16 protein-coding genes are annotated in these 23,720 nt (G+C 73.1%); 13 read left to right on the plus strand and 3 right to left on the minus strand.

Translation table 11 applies throughout. From position 1 onward, the window contains the following. The first annotated feature begins 399 nt into the window (after positions 1-399). From CP973_RS05670 to CP973_RS05680, 3 genes are all read left to right on the plus strand, one after another. Positions 400-663 carry a WhiB family transcriptional regulator gene (locus CP973_RS05670; protein ID WP_023588371.1) on the plus strand — a complete coding sequence of 88 codons (264 nt, stop codon included), beginning with the start codon at positions 400-402 and terminating at the stop codon, positions 661-663. Positions 664-959: 296 nt separating this feature from the next. Next, positions 960-4,853, plus strand: coding sequence for a glycosyltransferase family 2 protein (locus tag CP973_RS05675; protein WP_150238127.1), 3,894 nt, complete (start codon positions 960-962; stop codon positions 4,851-4,853). Next, positions 4,850-6,397, plus strand: coding sequence for a DUF5719 family protein (locus CP973_RS05680; RefSeq protein ID WP_150238129.1), 1,548 nt, complete (start codon positions 4,850-4,852; stop codon positions 6,395-6,397). The genes CP973_RS05675 and CP973_RS05680 overlap by 4 nt, the downstream gene beginning before the upstream one ends. A gap of 37 nt (positions 6,398-6,434) precedes the next feature. Here the strand turns inward: CP973_RS05680 and CP973_RS05685 are convergent, their stop codons facing one another. Further along, complete coding sequence (locus CP973_RS05685; RefSeq protein ID WP_244409292.1) at positions 6,435-6,983, minus strand: metallopeptidase family protein; 549 nt, start codon at positions 6,981-6,983, stop codon at positions 6,435-6,437. A gap of 271 nt (positions 6,984-7,254) precedes the next feature. Here CP973_RS05685 and CP973_RS05690 point away from each other — a divergent pair, with 271 nt between their 5' ends. The 7 genes from CP973_RS05690 (at position 7,255) to CP973_RS05720 (ending at position 15,594) form a co-directional block, all read left to right on the plus strand. Then, on the plus strand, positions 7,255-7,698 hold the full coding sequence (locus CP973_RS05690; protein ID WP_078897859.1) for a DUF3499 domain-containing protein: 444 nt from the start codon (positions 7,255-7,257) through the stop codon (positions 7,696-7,698). A gap of 304 nt (positions 7,699-8,002) precedes the next feature. After that, positions 8,003-9,619, plus strand: a complete 1,617-nt coding sequence (locus tag CP973_RS05695; RefSeq protein WP_150238132.1) for an L-lactate permease — start codon at positions 8,003-8,005, stop codon at positions 9,617-9,619. 181 nt (positions 9,620-9,800) lie between these two features. Then, positions 9,801-11,159, plus strand: coding sequence for a phosphomannomutase/phosphoglucomutase (locus tag CP973_RS05700; RefSeq protein WP_150238134.1), 1,359 nt, complete (start codon positions 9,801-9,803; stop codon positions 11,157-11,159). A 399-nt stretch (positions 11,160-11,558) separates the two neighbouring features. Further along, on the plus strand, positions 11,559-11,741 hold the full coding sequence (locus CP973_RS05705; RefSeq protein WP_003985907.1) for a Trm112 family protein: 183 nt from the start codon (positions 11,559-11,561) through the stop codon (positions 11,739-11,741). A 66-nt stretch (positions 11,742-11,807) separates the two neighbouring features. Then, a complete protein-coding gene (locus CP973_RS05710; protein WP_150238136.1) occupies positions 11,808-12,950 on the plus strand; it encodes an SIS domain-containing protein in 1,143 nt (380 codons plus the stop codon). A gap of 280 nt (positions 12,951-13,230) precedes the next feature. Beyond that, positions 13,231-14,511 carry a mannose-6-phosphate isomerase, class I gene (manA, locus tag CP973_RS05715; RefSeq protein ID WP_150238138.1) on the plus strand — a complete coding sequence of 427 codons (1,281 nt, stop codon included), beginning with the start codon at positions 13,231-13,233 and terminating at the stop codon, positions 14,509-14,511. A gap of 123 nt (positions 14,512-14,634) precedes the next feature. Continuing rightward, positions 14,635-15,594, plus strand: coding sequence for a cation diffusion facilitator family transporter (locus tag CP973_RS05720; protein WP_150238140.1), 960 nt, complete (start codon positions 14,635-14,637; stop codon positions 15,592-15,594). Positions 15,595-15,874: 280 nt separating this feature from the next. Here the strand turns inward: CP973_RS05720 and CP973_RS05725 are convergent, their stop codons facing one another. Further along, positions 15,875-18,193: a fructose-specific PTS transporter subunit EIIC gene (locus tag CP973_RS05725; RefSeq protein ID WP_425281988.1), complete on the minus strand. Its 2,319-nt coding sequence runs from the start codon at positions 18,191-18,193 to the stop codon at positions 15,875-15,877. 641 nt (positions 18,194-18,834) lie between these two features. On the opposite strand from CP973_RS05725, the gene ahcY reads away from it, so the two are divergent. Both ahcY and CP973_RS05735 read left to right on the plus strand, forming a co-directional pair. Continuing rightward, positions 18,835-20,292 (plus strand): adenosylhomocysteinase, encoded by a 1,458-nt coding sequence (ahcY, locus tag CP973_RS05730; RefSeq protein WP_150238143.1) that lies wholly within the window; start codon positions 18,835-18,837, stop codon positions 20,290-20,292. A 132-nt stretch (positions 20,293-20,424) separates the two neighbouring features. Next, positions 20,425-21,039 carry a hypothetical protein gene (locus CP973_RS05735; RefSeq protein ID WP_150238144.1) on the plus strand — a complete coding sequence of 205 codons (615 nt, stop codon included), beginning with the start codon at positions 20,425-20,427 and terminating at the stop codon, positions 21,037-21,039. Positions 21,040-21,063: 24 nt separating this feature from the next. On the opposite strand, the gene CP973_RS05740 is transcribed toward CP973_RS05735, so the two are convergent. Then, entirely contained in the window at positions 21,064-22,302 is a 1,239-nt protein-coding gene (locus CP973_RS05740; RefSeq protein ID WP_150238145.1) for an RDD family protein, read from the minus strand. Between the two features lie 135 nt (positions 22,303-22,437). On the opposite strand from CP973_RS05740, the gene CP973_RS05745 reads away from it, so the two are divergent. Next, the gene (locus CP973_RS05745) at positions 22,438-23,445 is read left to right on the plus strand and encodes a stage II sporulation protein M (protein WP_150238147.1); all 1,008 of its coding nucleotides are present in this window, start codon (positions 22,438-22,440) and stop codon (positions 23,443-23,445) included. Positions 23,446-23,720: the final 275 nt, after the last annotated feature.

A 23,720-nucleotide genomic window follows, 5' to 3' on the forward strand; every position in this document is an offset into this window, starting at 1 on the left:
ATGTTTCACCTCATCCGGTTGCTGCGCCCGGCGAAAGGTTTGTGCAAGGGGGGTTCGGAGCAGACGGCCGACATCCGCGCGCCGCCGTGCGCCGTTGCGGTCTCGTGACCTGAATGTGATCCGGCCCGCTTCGGTGTGCGAGGTGCAACGGCTGCCGCGCCCGTCGCGTCCTTGGGTGTGAGAAGGAAGTTACGGGTGATACGGCTGAGGAAGTGTCCTGTTTTTTGCCGATTTGAACACTTTCTGCATACGCTTGGTTCCGCAGAGTGAATAAGGGGCCCAATAGCAGATCTCGGCTTGACTGGCCCGGATCGGCACACTTGTAATTTCACTCGTGTCGTTCAGCCGTCATCGGTAACGGCTGCATCACGGGGACGCAAAGACAGACGAGGGGCGCACATGACCGAGCTGTTCCAGGAATTGCTGGTCGAAGACGCGGACGAGGAGCTCGGCTGGCAGGAGCGCGCGCTGTGCGCCCAGACCGACCCCGAATCCTTCTTCCCGGAGAAGGGTGGCTCCACCCGCGAGGCCAAGAAGGTCTGCCTCGCGTGCGAGGTCCGCTCCGAATGCCTTGAATATGCCCTCGCCAACGACGAACGCTTCGGTATCTGGGGCGGACTGTCCGAGCGCGAGCGGCGCCGGCTCAAGAAGGCGGCGGTCTGACGCCGTCCGGCCGGACGGCCCGGCCGCCGGGCCACCGCATCTCCCTAAATCCCCCTATAGACAACGGTCCGCCTCCGGCGCCCACGCGCCGGAGGCGGACGCCTGTGTACGGGGCCGACGGACGCGCCGCCCGGAACCATTAGTGTGGGGCCGCGTCCGAGGCGCACCGACGCCCAGACGGGCAACCCGGCCACGGGACGTGCCGTCGCCCGCACCGCGTCGCCGTCCGTCGCAGTCCACAGCGAGCGCTATGCCGGGGGAGGACCCCGAGACCCCCGGGGAGGGCCCCTACCTCGATGTCCCTGCACAGTCAGCCGGCCGCCCAGGCCGCGCAAGCCGCCGCCCAGTACCACGACGGCACCCCCGAGTTCCCCCGGCACGTCGTCACCGCCGTGCTCGTCTCGCACGACGGCGAACGCTGGCTGCCCGACGCGCTGGCCGGGCTGCTCGGCCAGGAGCGCCCGCCACAGCAGACCGTCGGCGCCGACACCGGCAGCGCGGACGCCTCCGCCCGGCTGCTCGCCGAGGCCCTCGGCGACGACCGGGTGCTCCACCTCGCCCGCCGCTCCGGCTTCGGCACCGCGGTCGACGAGGCCGTACGCGCCGCCCCCGTGCTCGGCCCCGACGACCTGCCCTACCTGCAACGCCCCAGCGGCTGGGACCCGGTCGGCCGCACCTGGCGCGACGACGCCTACGACCTGCCGGAACTGCCGCACGGCGAACCCGTCCAGTGGCTGTGGCTGCTGCACGACGACTGCGCGCCCGAGCCCGGCGCCCTCGCCGAACTGCTGCGGGTGGCCGACGCCAGCCCCTCCACCGCGATCGTCGGCCCCAAGCTGCGCAGCTGGTACGACCGCCGCCAGCTCCTCGAAGCCGGCGTCAGCATCGCCCGCAGCGGCCGCCGTTGGACCGGCCTGGACCGCCGCGAACAGGACCAGGGCCAGCACGACCAGGTCCGCCCGGTGCTCTCCGTCTCCACCGCGGGCATGCTCATTCGGCGCGACGTGTACGAGCAGTTGGGCGGCTTCGATCGCCGACTGCCCCTGATGCGCGACGACGTCGACCTGTGCTGGCGCGCCCAGGCCGCCGGCCACCAGGTCCTCGTCGCCCCCGACGCGGTGCTGCGGCACGCCGAGGCGGCCGCCCGCGAACGCCGCCCCATCGACTGCGTCGGCCGCTCCGTCGCCGGCCCCCACCGGGTCGACAAGGCGGGCGCCGTCTACACCCTCCTCGCCAACACGCGCGGCGTCCTGCTGCCGTACGTCGCCCTGCGCATCGTCCTCGGCACCCTGCTGCGCGTCCTGGCCTACCTCGTCGGCAAGGTCCCCGGCCAGGCCCTCGACGAACTCGCCGGACTCTTCGGCACCGTGCTGCGCCCCGGCACGATCCTCGCCGCGCGCAGGAAACGCGGCCGGCCCGCCGTCGAAGCGAGCGAACTGCGGCCCCTGTTCCCGCCGCCCGGCGCGACCGTACGGGCCACCGTCGAACAGGTCGCCGGCAACCTCGCCGGCCGCTCCGCCCCCGAAGCCGCCTCCGCCGGACGGCACGGCGCCGTCGAATCCGGACCCGGCGGCGACGACGCCGACTACCTGGAGATCGAGCAGTTCGCCCGGCTCAAGCGGATCGCCCGCCGGCCGGCCCCGGTGCTCTTCCTCGTCCTGCTCGTCGTCTCCCTCGTCGCCTGCCGGTCCCTGCTCGGCTCCGGAGCCCTCACCGGCGGCGCCCTGCTGCCCGCCCCCGACAGCGTCGGCGACCTCTGGTCGAGCTACCTCGACGGCTGGCACGCCACCGGCACCGGCAGCACCGCCCCGGCGCCCCCCTACCTCGCCGTCCTCGCCCTGGCCGCCACCTTCTTCCTCGGCAACACCGGCCTGGCCATGACCGTGCTGCTGGTGTGCTCCGTACCGCTCGCCGGGCTGAGCGCCTACTTCGCCTCCCGGCCGCTGGTCACCTCCCGCCTGCTGCGCGCCTGGGGCAGCGTCGTCTACGCCTTCCTGCCCGCCGCCACCGGCGCCCTCGCCGGCGGCCGCATCGGCACCGCCGTCCTGGCCGTCCTGCTCCCGCCGATGGCCCGCGCCGCCGTCGCCGCCGGCGGCCTGCGACTGACCCCCGGCACCCGGCCCAGCTGGCGCGCCGCCTGGGCCTACGCGCTGCTGCTCACCCTCACCACCGCCTTCACCCCCGTCGTCTGGCCCGCCGCCGTGGTCCTGGGCCTCGCCCTGCTGGTGCTGCGCGCCTTCGACGGCAACCGCGGCCTGCTCCTGCCGTACGCGCTGCGCTTCCTGGCCGTCGCGGTCACCCCGCTGATCGTCCTCGCGCCCTGGTCGCTGTCCCTGCTCACCCACCCCTCCCGCCTCTTCCGCGAAGCCGGACTGGACCTGGGCGCCGGACCGGCCTCGGCCCTGGACCTGGTCGGCATCAGCCCCGGCGGCCCCAAGGCCGTCGGCGGCGTGCTGCTCCTGGGCATCGTGCTGGCCGCGCTGGCCGCCACCCTGCGCGCCGACCGGCAGTTCGCGGTCCGCACGGCCTGGGCCGTCGCCGTGACCGGCCTGCTCCTCGCCGTCCTGGCCAACCGCTCCGCGTGGGCCGGGCCCGCCGTCCTCGTCTACGGGCTGGCGCTGCTGTGCGCCGCCGCCGTCGGCGCCGAGGGCATCCGCTCCCGCATGGAGAGCGTCGGCTTCGGCTGGAAGCAGCCGGTCGCCGTGCTGATCGCGCTGTCCGCGCTGATCGCCCCGCTCTACGCGGCGGCCGGCTGGATGATCACCGGCGCGGCCGGGCCGCTGGAGCGCCGCGCCGCCGTCCAGGTCCCCGCGTTCGTCGCCGAGGACTCCGGCTCCGTCGACCGGGCCCGCACCCTCGTCCTCGACGGCGACGCCGGACACGTCGCGTACACCCTGGTACGCGGCTCCGGCGCACGCCTCGGGGACGCCGACATCGCCACGGAGACCGGCGAGGACAAGCGGCTCGGCGGCATCGTCGCCAACCTCGTGGCCGGCTCCGGCGCCGACCAGACCAACCAGCTCGGCGGCTACGCGATCCGCTACGTCCTGGTCCGCGACGGCGCCCCCCGCCAGATGGGCCGCGTCCTGGACGCCACGCCGGGCCTGACCCGGCTCAGCCAGGAGGACGGCAGCGCCCTGTGGCGCGTGGACCAGCGCGTCGCGCGCGTCACGATCGTGCCGTCGGAGACCAAGGACGGCACCCGCGCCGGCCGCGCCGCCGCGCCGGTCCCGGTCGCCGCCGGCCCGGTCGAGGCCCACACCGACCTGCCCAACGGCCCCGACGGCCGGGTGCTGCGCCTCGCCGACACCGCCGGCCCGGGCTGGCAGGCCACCCTCGACGGCAAGGCGCTCAAGCCGGTCACGCTCGACGGCTGGGCGCAGGGCTTCACCCTGCCCGCGAACGGCGGACGCCTGGACCTCACCTACGACGACCCCATGGGCCACACCCTGTGGCTGTGGGCCCAGGGCCTGCTCGCCGTCGTCCTGGTGGTGCTCGCGCTGCCGGGCCGCCGCCGGGAGATCGACGACGACCTGCCCGAGGACGGCGCGGCCGCGACGGCCGCGCCGGCCGCCACGGGCGAGGGCCGCCGGGCCCGGCGGCTGCGGGCGGCCCAGGCCGCCGGCGCCCCCGAAGGCGCGGAAGCGGGCGTCCCGGCGCCGCGCACCGGCGACGGGCCGACGCCCGACCCCATGGCACTCGCGGGTGCCGAGCACCCCGACCCGATGGCCGACCCGATGACGGGCGGGACCGCCGACCCGTACGCGGCCGTTCCGCAGCAGCAGGTCTTCGACCCGTACCAGGGCGTGCAGCAGCCGTACGGACAGGGCCAGGACGCCCCGTCGTACGGACAGGACCCGGGCGTGCCGTCGTACGGGCAGGACCCGGGTGCGCCGTCGTACGGCCAGGACCAGAGCCAGTACGGCCAGAACCAGTACGACCAGGCTCCGTACGGCCAGAACCAGTACGGCCATCCGGACCCGGACTCCACCCCCTACCCGCCGAATCCGGACCAGGACCAGCCCGCCGACCCGTACCAGCCCGGTGCCTACGACCCGTACCACTACGGCCAGCAGGCCCAGCAGCCCCAGCAGGCCCACCAGCCGCCGCACCAGCAGCCTTACGGCGACGGCACGACGTACCCCGGCTCCTACCCCGAGCCCCGCCGCGACGGGAGCGACCAGCAGTGAAGCGCACCATCATGTCCCTGATCGGCGCGGCCGCGGCACTCGGCGCGGTCACCGGCGTCGCCGCCGTCGCCGCGCCGGACGGGCCGCGGGACGGCGCGGCCAAGGGCGGTACCCGGCTGCCCGTCGAGCGGTCCGCGCTGCTGTGCCCGCCGCCCACCTCCTCCGAGGTCGGCGACACCACGTACACCGCCTTCACGCCGAAGGGCACGGGTGGCAAGGCGGGCTCCCAGGGCACCGCCGGACTGCTGCCCGCGCAGCCCGGCAAGCAGCAGGACGGCAAGGGGAAGCCGCCCCAGGACGACAAGGAGAAGGGCGGTGGGCAGGGCGCGCAGGCGGACGCCCAGCCCGTCGCGCCCCTGAAGGAGCCCGGTACGCCGGTCACCGCGAGCACGGACCGCGCGGACGCGCCCGCCCTCGTCGGGGCCGCCGACGGCGCCCTCGCGCCCGGCTGGACCGTCCAGCAGACGACCAGCGTCGCGGCCGGCAGCGGCCGCGGCCTGCTCGGCCTGTCCTGCGTCGCGCCCGACACCGACTTCTGGTTCCCCGGCGTGAGCACCGCCAAGGACCGCCAGGACTACGTCCACCTCACCAACCCGGACAACACCCCGGCCGTCGTGGACCTGGACCTGCGCGGCAAGGACGGCCCGGTGCAGTCCGCCTCCGGCGAGAACATCAGCGTCCCGCCGCACGCCACCGTGCCGGTGCTGCTCTCCACGCTGACCGGTACGCCCGTCCAGGACGCGGCGCTGCACGTGACCGCCCGCGAGGGCCGGGTCGGCGCCTCCGTCCAGGCCGCCGACGCCAAGCTCGGCGGCGACTGGCTGCCCGCCGCGGCCGACCCCGCGCCCGGCCTGGTGCTGCCCGGCATCCCGGCCGACGCCACCTCCGTCCACCTCGTCGCCGTCGCCCCCGGCAAGGCGGACGCCGACCTGAAGGTGCAGCTGGCCACCCCGAACGGCCTGATCACCCCGGCCGGCCTGGAGACCCTGCACGTCAAGAGCGGCATGACCACGACCGCCGACCTCAAGGACCTCACCAAGGGCGAGGCGGGCTCGCTCGTCCTCACCCCGGCCGACGGCTCCACGGCACCGGTCACCGCGGCCCTCCGGGTCACCCGCGGCCAGGGCGACAAGCAGGAGATGGCCTTCATCCCGGCGACCCGGCCGGTCGGTCAGCGGGCCACCGCCGCCGACAACCGGGAGAAGGGCGGCACGCTGTCCCTCGTCGCGCCGGAGAAGGGCAAGGACGCCAAGGTCACGGTCACCGCGTCGGCGGGCAGCGGGGGCGGTACGCCGGTCTCGAAGACGTACACGGTCAAGGGCGGCAGCACCCTCGCCGTCGAGCCGCCGCGCCCACAGGGCCTGAAGGGCTCCTACGCGCTGACCGTCACCCCGGAGGCGGGCAGCGGCCCGGTCCACGCGGCCCGCACCCTGGCCCTGCCGCAGGGCGGCCTCCCGGCCTTCACCGTGCAGACGCTGCCGGACGACCGGGGGACGGTCGTGGTGCCGACGGCGGGGGAGGACCTGTCACTGCTGACGAAGTGAGGGCGGGGCCGGGCGGCCGCGACGGACCCGCCCGGCTTCAGTCCTGTCCGTACCGCGGGTCCACCGACTCCGGTGCCAGGCCGAGCAGCTCGGCGACCTGCTCGACGACGACCTCGTGGACCAGGAGTGCCCGCTCGTCGCGGTTCTTCGTGCGGATCTCGACCGGGCGGCGGTAGACCAGCACCCGGTCCCGCTGGTCACCGTCGGCGGGCAGCAGCCGGCCCAGCGGCACCGTCTCCTCGTCGTCCGGCAGCCCGGCGGCCCCGTCGGGCCCGAACCCGGGCACCTCGACCACCAGGAAGTCGACGTCGGCCAGCTGGGGCCAGCGCCGCTCCAGCCGGTCGCGTGAGTCGTAGACCAGGTCGACGAAGGCGTCCGCACGGCTCACGGAGAGCGGTACCTGGGGCGGCGCGACCGGGCCGCGCATGCCGCGGCCGTGGCGGTCGCGGCGGCGCGGGCGCGGCTCCGCCGGCGCGGGGCTTCGTCCGGCGCCGGCGCCCGGCGCGGCGGACCCGCCGGTCCCGCCGGTGCCGGCCGGGGCAGGGGTCCCCCCGGAGTCGGCCGGAGGAGGTACGGGGCTGTCCATCAAAACCGAGCGTAACCGTCCAAGGGCGGGCGGGGCGCAAGAGCGGCGGATCCGGTGAGATGTCGGTGAGTGACCGGTCATAGGCTCGTTGCGTCCGTTCGCGACTACGCGCCGGACCGCGAACAGCATGAGGAATGACACGAAATGCACACAGTCATGACGGGTTTTGACCCCCTGCGCCGTACGGCGCAGTGCTCCCCGCGCGGAGCGGCCCGAGCGCCCGCAGGTCAGGCGCACCGGACGAACCAGGACGACACGGTCGGGTGAGGTCGTGGAGAGTCATCGCGGCCCGCTCAAGAGTGCGGTACCGTCCAACGTCGTGAGCCCTGTACGTCGCTGTTCGCGCACTGCGTGCGGCCGCCCCGCCGTCGCAACGCTGACGTACGTCTACGCGGATTCGACCGCCGTGCTCGGACCGCTCGCCACCTACGCCGAGCCCCACTGCTACGACCTGTGCGCCGAGCACTCCGAGCGGCTGACCGCGCCGCGCGGCTGGGAGGTCGTGCGCCTGGCCACCGACGCCGGGCCGGCCCGCCCCAGCGGCGACGACCTCGAAGCGCTCGCCAACGCGGTGCGCGAGGCCGCCCGGCCGCAGGAGCGCGCCGCGGGCGGCGGCAACGGACCGCAGGTCTCCGGACCGAACGGCCGCGACGCCCACCCGATGGAGGTCGCCCGCCGAGGGCATTTGCGGGTGCTGCGGTCGCCGGATTCGTGAGGGCGGTCGCCGGGTTCTGGGGACGGCCGCCGGATTCGTGAGAACGGCTGCCGGATTGCTGAGGACGGCCGTCGCGTTCGTGAGGACCGCCGCCGGCTCACGGGCGGACACGGCCCGCACGGGCCGCCCGTACTGCCAAACGTCCGTGCTTCCGCACTCCCGTGCTTCCGCGCTTCCATACGCGGCATTGACGCCGGTTCCGCGCAGCCCCCACCATGCCTCCACTCCCGGGTGATCCGCTTCCGTATCGCGGAAGTGGCGGGGGAGCTGACTGAGCTGTCCACCGGTAGGCCCGGGAGGCCGAGTGTTCGTACAGCAGCTGGAGCCCATAGCCGATTCGCTCGCCCTGTCCGCACTCGTCGCCGCCCTGCCGCTGGTCACCGTCCTCGTCCTGCTCGGCGCCGTACGGATGCGGGCCCACCGCGCCGGGCTCACCGGCCTCGCCGTCGCCCTCGGCACCGCCTGCCTCGGCTTCGGCATGCCCGCCGGGCAGGCCCTGTCCGCCGCCGCGCAGGGCGCGCTCTTCGGCCTGTTCCCCATCCTGTGGATCGTCGTCAACGCCCTGTGGATCCACCGGATGACGGTCCGCACCCGGCACTTCGACGTGCTGCGCCGCTCCTTCTCCGGGCTCTCCGCCGACCCCCGCGTCCAGGCCCTGGTCATCGCCTTCTGCTTCGGGGCGCTGCTCGAAGCGCTCGCCGGGTTCGGGGCGCCCGTCGCGATCAGCGCGGTGATGCTGGTCGCGCTCGGCTTCGCACCGGTACGGGCCGCCGTCGTCGCGCTCGTCGCCAACACCGCCCCGGTCGCCTTCGGCGCCATGGGCACACCCGTGGTCACCCTCGCCCAGGTCACCGGCCTGCCGCTGGACGCCGTCGCCCCGGTCGTCGGCCGCCAGACGCCGCTGCTCGCCCTCGTCGTACCGCTGCTGCTGGTGTTCCTGGTCGACGGGCGGCGCGGCCTGCGCGAGACCTGGGTGCCCGCGCTGGCCTGCGGACTGGCCTTCGCCGCCGTGCAGTTCGCGGCGGCCAACTACGTCTCCGCGCAGCTCGCCGACATCGGCGCGGCCCTGGCCGGGGCCGCCGCGCTGGTCGCCGTACCCGGCGCCCGCAGGCCCGCCGCCGAGCCGGTACGGGCCGCCGTGCTGACCGGCGCCCGCAGCGCGGACCTGGACGCACGCGACTCCCGCGCCGAAGTCGTACGCGCCTACGCGCCGTACACCCTCATCGTCGCCGTCTTCTCCCTCGCCCAGGTCCCGCCCGCCAAGGACCTCCTCGCACGCGCCACCCGCACCTTCGACTGGCCCTTCCTGGACGTCGCGGGCCCGGACGGCACACCGGTCGCCGGCAACACGTTCGCGCTGCCGCTGCTCGCCACCGGCGGCACGCTGGTGCTGCTGGCCGGCGCGCTGAGCGCCCCCGTCCTGGGCGTACGGGCCGCCACCGCCGTACGGGAATGGGCCGCGACCGTACGCGAACTGCGCCTGGCGATCCTCACCGTCACCGCCGTCCTGGCGCTCGCCTACGTCATGAACCTCTCCGGTCAGGCCGCCACCATCGGCCACTCCGTCGCCGCCGCGGGTGCCGGACTGGCCTTCCTCTCGCCCGTGCTCGGCTGGTTCGGCGTCGCCGTCACCGGCTCCGACACCTCCGCCAACGCCCTCTTCGGCGCCCTCCAGGTCACCGCGGCCCGGCAGTCCGGCCTCTCGCCCGTCCTGCTCGCCGCGGCCAACAGCTCCGGCGGCGTCCTCGGCAAAATGATCTCCCCGCAGAACCTCGCGATCGCCTGCGCAGCGGTCGGACTGGCCGGCCGCGAGGGGGACCTGCTGCGCAAGGTGCTGCCGTGGAGTCTGGGACTTTTGCTGGTGATGTGCCTGATCGTGGTGGGGCAGAGCACGGACGTGCTGGGGTGGATGCTGCCGTAGGGGTACGGGCCGCCGAACGGGCGCGGGCCCCCGGCCCGCACCGGCCGGGCGGTGGCGTGATTGGCGGGCGCCGCACGGGACACCAGATGTCCTGGGCGGACCGGGCCCCGCACACTCAAGCCTCCCTCCGGTCGCGTACGGGTAGGTTTGGGACCCCGTCATGACATCAGGAGGGCTGGCTGTGACTGATCTGTCGCAGATCGTGAAGGCGTACGACGTGCGCGGTGTGGTCCCCGACCAGTGGGACGAGACGCTGGCCGAGCTGTTCGGCGCGGCCTTCGCCCAGGTGACCGGAGCGGACGCGATCGTGACCGGGCACGACATGCGGCCCTCCTCGCCCGGCCTGTCCCGGGCCTTCGCCCGCGGCGCCGCGGCGCAGGGCGCGGACGTGACCGAGATCGGGCTCTGCTCGACCGACCAGCTGTACTACGCCAGCGGCGCGCTGGACCTGCCGGGCGCCATGTTCACCGCCTCGCACAACCCCGCCCAGTACAACGGCATCAAGATGTGCCGCGCGGGCGCGGCGCCGGTCGGCCAGGACACCGGCCTCGCCGAGATCCGCGCGCTGGTCGAGCGGTGGCGCGACGGGGACGGCCCGGAGCCCGCCGCCCGGCCCGGCACCATCACCCAGCGCGACGTCCTCGGCGACTACGCCGCCCACCTGCGCAGCCTCGTGGACCTCTCCGGCATCCGCCCCCTGAAGGTCGTGGTGGACGCCGGCAACGGCATGGGCGGCCACACCGTCCCCACGGTCTTCGAGGGGCTCCCGATCGAGCTGGATGCCCTGTACTTCGAGCTGGACGGCACCTTCCCCAACCACGAGGCCAACCCGCTCGACCCGAAGAACATCACCGACCTCCAGGCGCGCGTCCGCGAGACCGGCGCCGACATCGGCCTGGCCTTCGACGGCGACGCCGACCGCTGCTTCGTCGTGGACGGCAACGGCGACCCGGTCTCCCCGTCCGCGATCACCGCCCTGGTCGCCGCGCGCGAACTGGCCAAGCACCCGGGCGGCACGGTCATCCACAACTGCATCACCTCCTGGTCCGTGCCGGAGGTCGTCAAGGAGTGCGGCGGCACGCCCGTCCGCACCCGCGTCGGCCACTCCTTCATCAAGGGCGAGATGGCCCGGACCGGCGCCATCTTCGGCGGCGAGCACTCCGCGCACTACTACTTCCGCGACTTCTGGAACGCCGACACCGGCATGCTCGCGGCCCTGCACGTGCTGGCGGCGCTCGGCGGCCAGGACGGCCCGCTGTCCCAGCTGGTCGCCCAGTACGACCGGTACGCCGCCTCCGGCGAGATCAACAGCACCGTCGACGACCAGACGGGCCGTCTCGCCGCCGTCCGGGCCGCCTACGAGGGCCGCGAGGGCACGGAACTGGACGAGCTGGACGGCCTGACGATCACCACCGCCGACTGGTGGTTCAACCTCCGCCCCTCCAACACCGAGCCACTGCTCCGCCTGAACGTCGAGGCCCGGGACCGGGCGACGGTCGAGCGGGTGCGGGACGAGGTGCTGGAGATCGTGCGGGGGTGAGGGGCGGTGTCGGCCGGTCCTGGGTTTTCCTGGATGTTCTTGGATTCCTCGATGTTCCTGGCTGCGCTGGGACGGCTTGAGCAGCTTGGATGTGCTTGAGCGGGCTTGGGCTGCTTGAGCTGGCTTGGACTGCTTGGGCTGCTTGAGCTGGCTTGGACTGCTTGAGCGGGCTTGAGCACGCTTGGGTGTGCTTGAGCGGGCTTGAGCACGCTTGGGTGTTCTTGAGCGGGTTCGGATGTGCCTGAGCCTGTCCGGACGTGCTTGAACGTTTGACGAGGGGGCCGATGGCCGGGCACTCGAAAATGTGCCCGGCCACCGCTCCCCACCTGCGCCGCGTCCCCGCCGCCTTCCCGGCGGTACGCTGGCAAGTGCCGTATTCACGCCGAAGGAGAAGCCCCCATGCCGGTCGACGCCAGCCTGATCGAGATCCTCGCCTGCCCGGCGTGCCACGCCCCGCTGGCGGACCGGTCGGACGCCGACCCGGCCGAGCTCCAGTGCACCGGCACCGCATGCGGCCTCGCCTACCCCGTCCGTGACGGCATTCCCGTACTCCTGGTGGACGAGGCACGGCGCCCCGCCTGACCCGGGCGCCGGAGCCGTTCCGGATCCCACCCCCGCCCGTACCGGCGATCGGAGGCAGCGCACACCATGCTCGACGAGTCCCTCCTGGACGCACCCGAAGCGCTGGCCGGCGCCGACCGCTACGGGCTGCTGCGCGGCGTCGCCGAATCGGGGGCCCGGGTGCGCACGGCGGCCCGTAACGCCGCCGAGTCCGGCATCCCCGCCCTGCGGCCCGACGGCCGGCCCCGCACCGTCCTGGTGGCGGGCCCGGGACCGGCCGCCGCCTGCGTCGCCGACCTCTTCGGCGCCCTCGGCGGCGGCAACTGTCCGGTCAGCCTCATCCGGCCCACCGGTGTCGCGGCCCGTACCGGCGCGCTGCGCTGGACCCTGCCCGGCTGGTCCGGGCCGCTGGACCTGCTGCTGATCACCGCTCCCGACGGCACCGACCCGGGCCTGGCCCAGCTGGTCGAGCAGGCCTACCGCCGCGGCTGCTCGATCGTCGCCGTCACCCCCGCGGGCGGCCTGCTCGCCGACGCCGTCGTCCAGGCGCGCGGCCTGACCGTCCCGCTGGCCACCACCCCGTACGACGCCGAGTTCGACGTCGAGGGCGCGCCGCCCGCCGCCCCCGGCACCCTCTGGTCGCTGCTCATCCCGCTGCTCGCGCTCGCCGACCGGATCGGCCTGCTCAGCGCGACGCCCGAGTCGCTCGCCCAGCTCGCCGACCGCCTCGACCAGGTCGCCGAACGCTGCGGCCCGGCCATCGAGACGTACTCCAACCCCGCCAAGACGCTCGCCGCCGAACTCGCCGACGCGCTGCCGCTGATCTGGACCGAGGGCCTCGTCGCCGGGGCCGTCGGCCGGCACTTCGCGACCGTACTGGCCGGGCTCGCCGGCCGGCCCGCCCTCGCCGGCGAACTGCCCGAGACGATGACCACGCACGGCGCGCTGCTCGCCGGCCCGTTCGCGGCCGGCGCCGACCCGGACGACTTCTTCCGCGACCGGGTCGAGCAGCCGACCGCCCTGCACGCCCGGGTCGTCCTGCTGCGCGAGGAACCCCCCGGCCCGCTCACCGCCGCGCCCGCCGCCCGGGACCTGGCGCTGGAGCACGACACACCGGTCAGCGAACTGGAACCGGACGACGGCGGCGACCTGGAGAAGGCCGCCGAACTGCTCGCCGTCACGGATTTCGCCGCCGTTTACCTGGGGCTCGCCGGGACCAAGGGATCATGACCGCGGGCATGTGAGCGCGGGCGTATGACTGCGGGTGTGTGTCTGAGGATGTGTCTGCGGGCGTGTCTGCGGGCGTGTGGCCGCGGGAGCACGGGCCCGGCCCGCGCCGCGCCGGGCGCCGGGCAGGCACGTTTTGCCGGCCTCCGTACGGTTCGAGCACACGCGAGCCTCGTACGGTTCGAGCCCACGCGAGCCTCGTACGGTTCGAGCACACGCGAACAGCCCGCACGAGCAGCCGGGTACAAGAAACCACGCACGAGAAGTCAGGATCGCCGCCACCATGGACCGCCTCACGAACACCGTGCGCCCCTACGCCTGGGGCTCCACCACCGCCCTCCCGGAACTCCTCGGCACCGAGCCGACCGGTGAGCCGCAGGCCGAGATGTGGATGGGCGCGCACCCCGGCGCCCCCTCCCGCACCGACCGCGGCGCCGGCCCAGTGTCGCTGGCCGACGTCATAGCCGCCGACCCGGAACGCGAACTGGGCCCCGACGCCGTACGCGCCTTCGGCCCCCGGCTGCCCTTCCTGCTCAAGCTGCTCGCCGCCGGCTCCCCGCTCTCCCTCCAGGTCCACCCCGACCTGACCCAGGCCAAGGAGGGCTTCGCGGACGAGGAGCGGCGCGGCGTCCCCCTCGACGCCCCGCACCGCAACTACAAGGACGCCAACCACAAGCCCGAACTGATCTGCGCCCTCACCCCCTTCGAAGGGCTCTGCGGCTTCCGCCACCCGGCCGAAACCGCCGCCCTCCTGGAAGCGCTCGGCGTAGGCGGCCTCAAGCCGTACGCCGACATCCTGCGCGCCGCCCCGGAGGACGCCGCGCTGCGCGAGGTGCTCACCGCCGTACTGAGCGCCGACCACGCCGAGACGGCCGAGACCGTCGAACAGGCCGCGGCCGCCGCCCGGCGCCTGGCCGCCGAGGACGGCCCGTACGCCGACGCCTGCGCCGCGTACGCCGGCATCGCCCACCACTACCCGGGCGACCCCGGCGTGCTCGCCGCCATGCTCCTCAACCACGTACGGCTCCAGCCCGGCGAGGCCCTCTTCCTCGGCGCCGGCATCCCGCACGCCTACCTCGGCGGCCTCGGCGTGGAGCTGATGGCCAACTCGGACAACGTGCTGCGCTGCGGCCTGACGCCCAAGCACGTGGACGTACCGGAACTGCTGCGTGTCGTCCGCTTCGAGGCCCGGGACGCGGGAGTGCTGCGCCCCGAGGAGGCCACGGCGTCGGGCGAGGAGGTCTACGAGACCCCGATCGACGAGTTCCGGCTCTCCCGCTTCGTGCTGGCCCCGGGCGCCGCGCCCCGCCCGCTCGACGAGCGTACGCCGCAGATCCTGCTGTGCACGGCGGGGGAGGCGACGGTGCGTTCCGATGTGGGCACAGGCACAGGCACGGGCACAGGCACGGGCACAGGCACGGGCACGGGCACAGACACCTTCACCGGAACCGGAACCGAAACCGCCGTAACTCTCGCACCGGGCGAATCGGTCTTCGTACGTGCCGGGGAGCGCGTGGAACTTACGGGAAAGGGCACCGTCTTCCGGGCAACGCTGGTGGCCTGACGAAGGGCCGTCGGGGCGGGCTGCAACAATGACCCGCCTAAAGGGTTCGTAAAGCCGCCCACGCAGCGGCCTCGGAGCAGGCCGCGCACCGCGGCCGTTCGACGGAAGGGAAACGCGCCACCCATGAGTGCATCAGGCGGTACCAAGGCGATCGTCGCGGCGCTGGGCGCCAACCTGGCGATCGCGGCGGCGAAGTTCGTGGCCTTCGCCTTCAGCGGATCGTCCTCGATGCTGGCCGAAGGCGTCCACTCCATCGCCGACTCCGGCAACCAGGGGCTGCTGCTGCTCGGCGGCAAGAAGGCCAAGCGGGCCGCCACCGAGGAACACCCCTTCGGCTACGGCCGCGAGCGCTACATCTACGGCTTCCTCGTCTCCATCGTCCTGTTCACCATCGGCGGCGTCTTCGCCCTGTACGAGGGCTACGAGAAGATCCACGACCCGCATGAGCTGGAGCACTGGTACTGGCCGGTCGGCGTCCTGGTCTTCGCGATCATCGCCGAGGGCTTCTCCTTCCGTACGGCCATCAAGGAGTCCAACGAGCTGCGCGGGCAGCAGAGCTGGGCCCAGTTCGTCCGCCGCGCCAAGGCACCCGAACTGCCCGTCGTCCTCCTGGAGGACTTCGGCGCGCTGATCGGCCTGGTGCTCGCGCTCGGGGGCGTCGGCCTCACCCTCGCCACCGGCAACGGCGTCTGGGACGGCATCGGCACGATGTGCATCGGTGTCCTGCTCGTCCTGATCGCCCTGGTCCTCGCCGCCGAGACCAAGTCGCTGCTGCTCGGCGAGGCGGCCGGCCCCGAACAGGTCGCCAAGATCCGCGCGGCCGTGGTCGACGGCGACACCGTCACCCGCGTCATCCACATGCGGACCCTCCACCTCGGCCCGGAGGAACTCCTCGTCGCCGCCAAGATCGCGGTCCAGCACGACGACACGGCGAAGGAGGTCGCGGACGCCATCAACGCCGCCGAGGAACGCATCCGCGCGGCCGTCCCCATCGCCCGCGTGATCTACCTGGAGCCGGACATCTACCGCGAGTCCGCCGCCGCGGCGGGCAACGATCCGGCGAAGACGCCCGGGGGGAACTGAGGAAGGCGGGAATCTCCTCTGTACGCGGCAGGGCCCCGCACCCGGTGTGGTGCGGGGCCCTGCCACTTGTCCGTACGGCTATCCGCTTGTACGGGCAACCTGCCCCGTGCGGCTGTCCGCTTCTACGGGCAACCTGCCTCGTGCGGCTATCCGCTCGTTCGGGAACTCGTCCCGTTCGGTTATCCGCTCGTACGGGAACTCGTCCCGTTCGGTTATCCGCTCGTACGGGCAACTTGCCCCATTCGGCTATCCGCCCGTACGGACAACCCGCCTCGTACGGCTACCCGACCTCGCTCAGCACCCGCAGGATCGCCGCCTCGTCCGGCGCGGCCTGCAACCGGGCCCGGAAATCCGCGTCCATCAGCTTCCGCGACAGTAGCGCCAGGATGCGCAGGTGCTCGTCGCCCGCCGCGGCTTCCGGCACCGAGATCATGAACACCAGCTTGGCGCGCGTACCGTCCAGCGAGTCCCAGTCGATGCCCTCCTCGGAACGCGCGAAGCCGACGACGGGCGCGCTCACCGCGTCCGTCTTGGCGTGCGGGATGGCGATCTCCTCGCCGAGGCCGGTGGTGCCCTGCGCCTCACGCGCGAGCGCCACCCGCACCAACTCGTCCACGTCCCGCACCTTGCCGGTACGCGCCGCCAGCTCCGCCATCTCCCGAATCGCGGCCTCCTTGCCGTCGGCGGCCAGGCGCACCTTCACGGTGTGGCGGGTGAGGTAGCCGGAAAGCACCTCGGCGTCCGGGGCGGGGGTGGTGGGGGCTTCAGCTTCTCCGGTCGCAGCGGGGGTGTCGGCCGTACTGGCTGCTTCCGTCGTGGCGGTTGCTCCGGTTGCTTCGGTCGGTCCGGTCGCTTCGGTCGCTCCGGTCGCTCGGGTTGCCCCGGTTGCCCCGGTCGCTTCGGTCGCCGATGTCGTGGTGGCAGCGGCAGAGGCGGGGGCAGGGGTGGGACCGGTGGCGGCGGGGGCAGCTGTCGCGCCGACCCCGGCGAGCACCGGCTCGGGTGCCACGGCCAGGTCTGCTGCCGTCTCCTGACCCGCCACCTGCTCCGTTCCCCGACCGGCCGTCCGCCCCTTCCTGCGGTTCCTGCGATCCGACACATCCACCAGCGCCACCGTCGCCAGCGCCGTCACCACCGAGCCGATCGCCACGGCCACGAAGAACATCGGCACACCGCCGACCGCGCCGAGCACCGCCACGATCGGGCCGCCGTGCGGCACCGCGTCCGTCACCCCGGCCATGCCCGCGACGGCACCGGCCACCGCGCCGCCCAGCATGTTCGCCGGGATGACCTGCGCGGGCCGCGCCGCCGCGAACGGAATCGCGCCCTCCGATATGCCGAACAGACCCATGAAGAGCGACGCCATGCCGGTCTCCCGCTCCTGTTCGGAGTACAGCCGCCGGCGGATCAGCGTGGCCAGGCCCTGGCCGAGCGGCATCACCGGGATCGCGGCGGCACACATGCCCATGACGGTCTGGTTGCCGGTCGCGATCAGCCCCGTACCGAAGAGGAACGCCGTCTTGTTGACCGGCCCGCCCATGTCGAACGCGATCATCAGGCCGAGGACCGCGCCGAGCACGATCGCGCTGGTGCCCGTCATCCCGCCGAGCCAGTCCGTCAGGTGCGTGAAGACCCACGAGATCGGTTTGCCGAGGACGTAGATGAAGAACAGTCCGAGCACCGCCGTCGCGACGATCGGGATCACGATGATCGGCATGATCGGCCGGACGAACCGGGGCACCCGGACCTTCTTGATCCACATCACCAGGTACCCGGCCAGGAAGCCGGTCACGATCGCCCCGATGAACCCGGCGCCCGCCTCGGATCCGTACAACTCGCCGGTGTTGGCTATCCAGCCGCCGATCATGCCCGGCACCAGCGCGGGACGGTCCCCGATCGCATAGGCGATGTAGCCGGACAGGATCGGCACCATGAGCTGGAAGCCGATGGTGCCGATGTCGTTGACGTGCGCCCAGAACGTGCCTTCCGGGATCACCAGCCCCTTCGCCGTCGGGTGCCCGCCGACCGCCAGCGACAGCGCCAGCAGCAGCCCGCCGACCACGACGAACGGGATCATGTAGCTGACACCGTTCATCAGCGCCTTGTACGCGAGGCTGCGCTCCCTGCCCCGCCCGGCACCGCCGGCCGAGCCGGCTGGACCGCCCGAACCGGCCCCATCCGGACCGGCCCCGGCAGCCGTACCCCCGGCACCGGAACCGGCCGCGCCGCCCGAGTGCCCGCGCCCACCGTCGGCCCCGGTCCTGGCCCCGTCCCCGGTCCCGGCCCCGGTGCCGTCCCCGTCCGCGCCGTACACCGGCGCGCTCCGCACCCGCTCGATCAGCTCCTCGGGGCGGCGGATGCCCTCGGCCACGCCCACCACCAGCAGCCGTTTGCCGACGAAGCGGGCCGGGTCGACATCCTTGTCCGCCGCGATGATGATCCCGTCGGCGTCTCTGACATCGTTGTCAGACAGGACGTTCTCGGCGCCGATCGACCCTTGCGTCTCCACCTTCATCGCATGGCCCAGCGACTCGGCGGCCTGGGCCAGTTTCTCGGCGGCCATGTACGTGTGGGCTATGCCGGTCGGGCAGGCGGTCACTGCGAGCAGCTTCAGCCCTCGCCCGCCCGTCCCCGCACCCTCGCGGGGATCGGCTGGACTGGTGGTCACGTGGTTCTCCTAACGGACGTGCGCGCGGGATGACGTGCGAGTGTCCCCGCGCTTTCCGCATCCTGCAATACGAAGGGACGGGTGCACAGTGCCCAAAGCCACTCCGTTCGCGGCCGGTGCCCCGCGACCTGCGCGCCCGCTCCGAACGGAGGCCCGCGAGGCCGTCCGCCCGCGGACGAAGTCCTTGGGCGGGCTGGGGTTACCCGGGGCGATCGGTGTAGATTCGTGACCAGTGCCAGACGTCGCTGCTGATGGCGGTCGGGCGGTCCGCCCCGCGGGCCGGCCGAGGGAGAGAGGGCCTCCGACGGACTGCGCTGCGGCCGGGGGAGAGGTGTGTCCGCCCACGCGGTACCGCCCGTACGACGTGCACGGCCCGCACGGCGACGTGCACGGCCGGTACGGCATGGGGTATCGCCGGTACGACCTGGGGCGCTGCCCGTACGGCACGCCGCCTCGGACGGTGTGCCGCATACGCGGTACGTCCGCCCGCGCGAAGCGCCGGGCGGTAACGTCCCCACCTGCCCGCGCCGCAGACTGCCAGCCGACCACCCTCGACCCCGGGAGCAACCCGCATGTCGACCGCAGCCAACAACCAGGACTTCAAGGTCGCCGACCTGTCCCTCGCCGCCTTCGGGCGCAAGGAGATCACCCTCGCCGAGCACGAGATGCCCGGCCTGATGGCGATCCGCAAGGAGTACGCCGCCGCCCAGCCGCTGGCCGGCGCCCGCGTCACCGGCTCGCTGCACATGACCGTGCAGACCGCCGTGCTGATCGAGACCCTCACCGCGCTCGGCGCCGAGGTCCGCTGGGCCTCCTGCAACATCTTCTCCACCCAGGACCACGCCGCGGCCGCCATCGCGGTCGGCCCGAACGGCACCCCCGAGAACCCCCAGGGCGTCCCGGTCTTCGCCTGGAAGGGCGAGACGCTCGAAGAGTACTGGTGGTGCACGGAGCAGGCGCTGACCTGGCCGAACTCGCCCACCGGCGGCCCGAACATGATCCTGGACGACGGCGGCGACGCCACCCTCCTGGTCCACAAGGGCGTCGAGTACGAGAAGGACGGCAAGGCCCCCGCCGTCGAGACCGCGGAGAACGACGAGCACCGCGCGATCCTGCAGCTCCTCAACCGCACCCTCGCCGAGAACCCGCAGAAGTGGACCAAGCTGGCGTCGGAGATCCGCGGCGTCACCGAGGAGACCACCACCGGCGTGCACCGCCTGTACGAGATGCAGCGCGACGGTGTGCTGCTCTTCCCGGCGATCAACGTGAACGACGCCGTGACCAAGTCGAAGTTCGACAACAAGTACGGCTGCCGGCACTCCCTGATCGACGGCATCAACCGCGCCACCGACACCCTCATCGGCGGCAAGACCGCCGTCGTCTGCGGCTACGGCGACGTCGGCAAGGGCTGCGCCGAGTCGCTGCGCGGCCAGGGCGCCCGCGTCATCATCACCGAGATCGACCCGATCTGCGCCCTCCAGGCCGCCATGGACGGCTACCAGGTCACCACCCTGGACGAGGTCGTCGAGACCGCCGACATCTTCATCACCACGACGGGCAACAAGGACATCATCATGGCCTCCGACATGGCCAAGATGAAGCACCAGGCCATCGTCGGCAACATCGGCCACTTCGACAACGAGATCGACATGGCCGGCCTCGCCGCCATCGACGGCATCGTCAAGGATGAGGTCAAGCCCCAGGTCCACACCTGGACCTTCCCCGACGGCAAGGTCCTGATCGTGCTGTCCGAGGGCCGCCTGCTCAACCTGGGCAACGCGACCGGCCACCCCTCCTTCGTGATGTCCAACTCCTTCGCGGACCAGACCCTGGCCCAGATCGAGCTGTTCACCAAGCCGGAGGAGTACCCGACCGACGTCTACGTCCTGCCCAAGCACCTGGACGAGAAGGTCGCCCGCCTCCACCTCGACGCCCTCGGCGTCAAGCTCACGACCCTCCGCCCCGAGCAGGCCGCCTACATCGGCGTCACCGTCGAGGGCCCGTACAAGCCCGACCACTACCGCTACTGATCCCCGCGCGACCGGTGCCCGGCCCGCCACCGCGCACGCCGGGCACCACCACCGGTAGCCGGTGATCCAGGCCCCCGTCCAGCACCACGGCGGGGGCCTGACCCGTACCACCGGACCCGACCAAGGACCCCCATGCCCCGCGGCCGTTACTCCCTCCACGACCCGCACGACCACACCCCCCTCGGCGAAGAACACTTCCACTGCGCCACCGGCCCCTCCGGCTGGCGTTACGTCTCCCAGCTCACCACCCCCTCCGGAGACCCCGCGGGCTCCGTCGACCTCACCCTCGACGACCTCGGCCGCCCCATCCGCCTCGAACTCCACGCCGGCGACTGGCAGGTCCGCGGCGCCGCCCTGGAAGGCGTCACCTGGGTCCGCACCGACCCGACCGGCACCCACGCCACCGAAGGCAACGTCCCCGCCCACGCCTTCACCGGCGCGTCCCCCGCCTTCCTCGTCGCCACCGCCAGGCTGCTGCGCCCCGCCCCCGGCGCCGGAGCCGTCCGCACCCGCCTCGTGGCCTTCACACCCCCCGTCCTCGCGCCCCGCACCCTCGACCAGTCCTGGGCCTTGGTGAACAGGACAGCACACCCCACTGACAACGGCCCGCTGACGGCAGACGAATACCAGGTCAACGACCTGGAGACCGGCGAACAGCACGCCGTGCACATCGCCGGCGACGTCGTCCTGGCCGCCCCCGGCATCGAACTCGAAGACCTCGAAACCCCGCCGTCGACCTTCCCCTGACCGACTGCCGCTGGCCTGGCGCCCTCACACGGGCGGCGCGAAACCCGTACGCCGCTCGTCGCGGCCCGCTGGGGCGGTCGTGGGGCGGGAGCTTTGGGGGTCGGCTTCGGGGGCGGGGTCGGCTTCGGTTGCGGGAGCAGCGCCGGTTGCAGGGCCGGTTCCGGCCTCGGCCCCCGGGCCGGCCTCGGCTTCGCCCCTGGTCTCGGCTCCGACCTCGTTCCCACCCGACGCCGGAGACGGCGGAGTTGCCGGAATTGCCGGAGTCGCCGGGATCGGCGGGACCGGCGGGACCGGCGAAGTTGACGAAGTCGGCCCGGCTGCCTCGGGCGCCCCGGCAGCCCCAGCCGCTCCGGATACCCCGGCAGCTCCAGTCGTCCCGGCCACCCCGGCCACCCCGAAAGCCCCAGTCGGCTCGATGCCCCCACTGCCGCCCTGCCCGCCCGCGGCATTGCCCCCAGCCTGAGTCCCGCCCCAGGCAGCCCCGGCCGCCACCGGACCCGGAGCTCCCAGCGGCGCCCCGAACGCCCGCTGCGCCTCCCGCGCCTGCCGCTCGCCCACCACCGCGGCCAGATACACCGCCGGATGCATGCCCGCGGGCACCGACGCCCCGGTCCAGCCGCTCAGATCCCCGGTCAGCCGGGCCGCCATCGCGCCCCCGACCTGCGGATCGAGCTGGGATATTCGAGTCAGGAACTGGCGCACCGTCAGCCACCAGCTGTCCGGTACCCGCGACAGGTCCAGCGCGCCGAGTTCCGCCGCCAGCCAGGGCGGCGGGGGCGGCAGCACCGGCATCCCGCGCGGGGTGGGTATCCGCTCCCGTACGACCACGGTGCCCGCGAAGACGTCCCCGAGCCGCCGGCCGCGCGCCGAGACGAGCGAAGCGATGCAGGCCACCACGCCCATCGTCAGGACGATCTCTATGGCGCCCATCGCGCCCCGCACCAGCGCGTGCCGGAACCGGACCGGCCCGCCGTCCTCGCGCACCACCCGCAGCCCGCACGCCAGCTTCCCCAGCGAACGGCCACGGCTCAGCGTCTCCACAATGATCGGCACCCCGACCAGCACCAGCACGAAGAGCGCCACCGACACGGCGGCCCGCGCCGCATCGTCCATCGACGCCGTGGCGCTCAGCATCACCACCGACAGCAGGATGTAGGCAGTCCAGGTCATCGCCAGATCGACGAGGATCGCCAGCGCCCGGCTCGGCAGCCGGGCCGGCCGCAGCCCCAACACCACCGCTTCGCCCGTCACGAGCTCGTTCACGCGCGCCGTCCTTCCCTGCCCTGCCCGAATCCGTACCGGTCCGTTCCCGAACCGAAGCCCGCCCCACGGCCGGCGCGCCCAGTCTGCCAAGCTGACGGCACAGTCACCTCACGGCGCTGCCAGGAGCGGAACCCCATGGACCTCGATGTCTTCGTCACGGCCCACCGAGCGGAGTGGGACCGCCTCGAAGAACTGCTGCGCCGCAAACGCCGCCTCACCGGCGCCGAGGCCGACGAACTCGTCACGCTCTACCAGCGCGCCACCACCCACCTGTCCCTTCTCCAGACCAGCGCTCCGGACCCCGTCCTCACGGGACGCCTCACCTCGCTCGTGGCCCGCGCCCGCAGTACGGTGACCGGCGCGCGCAAGGCGTCCTGGCGCGACGTGGCCCGGTTTTTCACCGTCTCCTTTCCGGCCGCGGTCTACCGGCTGCGCCACTGGTGGATACCGACGGCCCTCCTGTCCACGGCGGTCGGCGCCCTCATCGCCTGGTGGATCTCCACCCACCCCGAGGTCCAGGCCGCCATCGGCGCCCCCGAAGACCTGCGCGCCATGACCCGGCCGGGCGGTGAGTACGAGACGTACTACTCAAGCCACCCCGCCGCCTCTTTCGCCGCCCAGGTCTGGACGAACAACGCGCAAGCCGTCGCCCTGTGCCTGGTCCTGGGCGCCTTCCTCGGCCTGCCCGTCTTCTGGGTGCTCTTCCAGAACATGCTCAACCTGGGTATCGGGCTGGGCCTGATGTCCTCGGCCGGCCGCCTCGACTCCTTCCTGGGCCTGCTCCTCCCGCACGGCCTCCTGGAACTCACCGCCGTCTTCGTCGCCGCCGGCGTGGGCCTGCGCCTCGGCTGGACGGTCATCGACCCGGGCCCGCGCACCCGCCGCACCGCACTCGCCCAAGAAGGGCGCACCGCGCTCGGTGTGGCCATCGGTCTCGCCGCCGTGCTGTTCGTGTCGGGCGCCCTCGAAGGTTTCGTCACCCCGTCCGGCCTGCCCACCTGGGCCCGCATCTCCATCGGCGTCGTCGCCGAGCTGGCCTTTCTCGTGTACGTGTACGTACTCGGCGGCCGTGCCGTCCGGTCCGGCGAGACGGGCGACGTCGACGCGTCGGACCGCGACGCATTGGCCCCAATGGCCGCCTGATGTGCGTACAGCCCCGCTGACCTGCTAATCTCCTGATCACCCCAAGAAACCCGTTGACACGGGAGAGGCGGGGAGGTAGATTCGAACGGTTGCAACGGACTAGACATGTTCGAGTGCAACGGTTAGTCTCTCGTCTGCTTCGGCCGGAACACCGATTCCACGAAGCACCGCCGAATCTTTATCCGGAAAGCGCACACCGATTCAGTTCGGTGAAACGGTTCCTGATAAAGTCGGACCAGCCGAAAGGCAAACCCCTCCGATGAAACTCGGAAACG

Origin of the sequence: Streptomyces albofaciens JCM 4342, assembly GCF_008634025.1 — a bacterium.
Taxonomy (GTDB): Bacteria; Actinomycetota; Actinomycetes; order Streptomycetales; family Streptomycetaceae; genus Streptomyces; species Streptomyces albofaciens.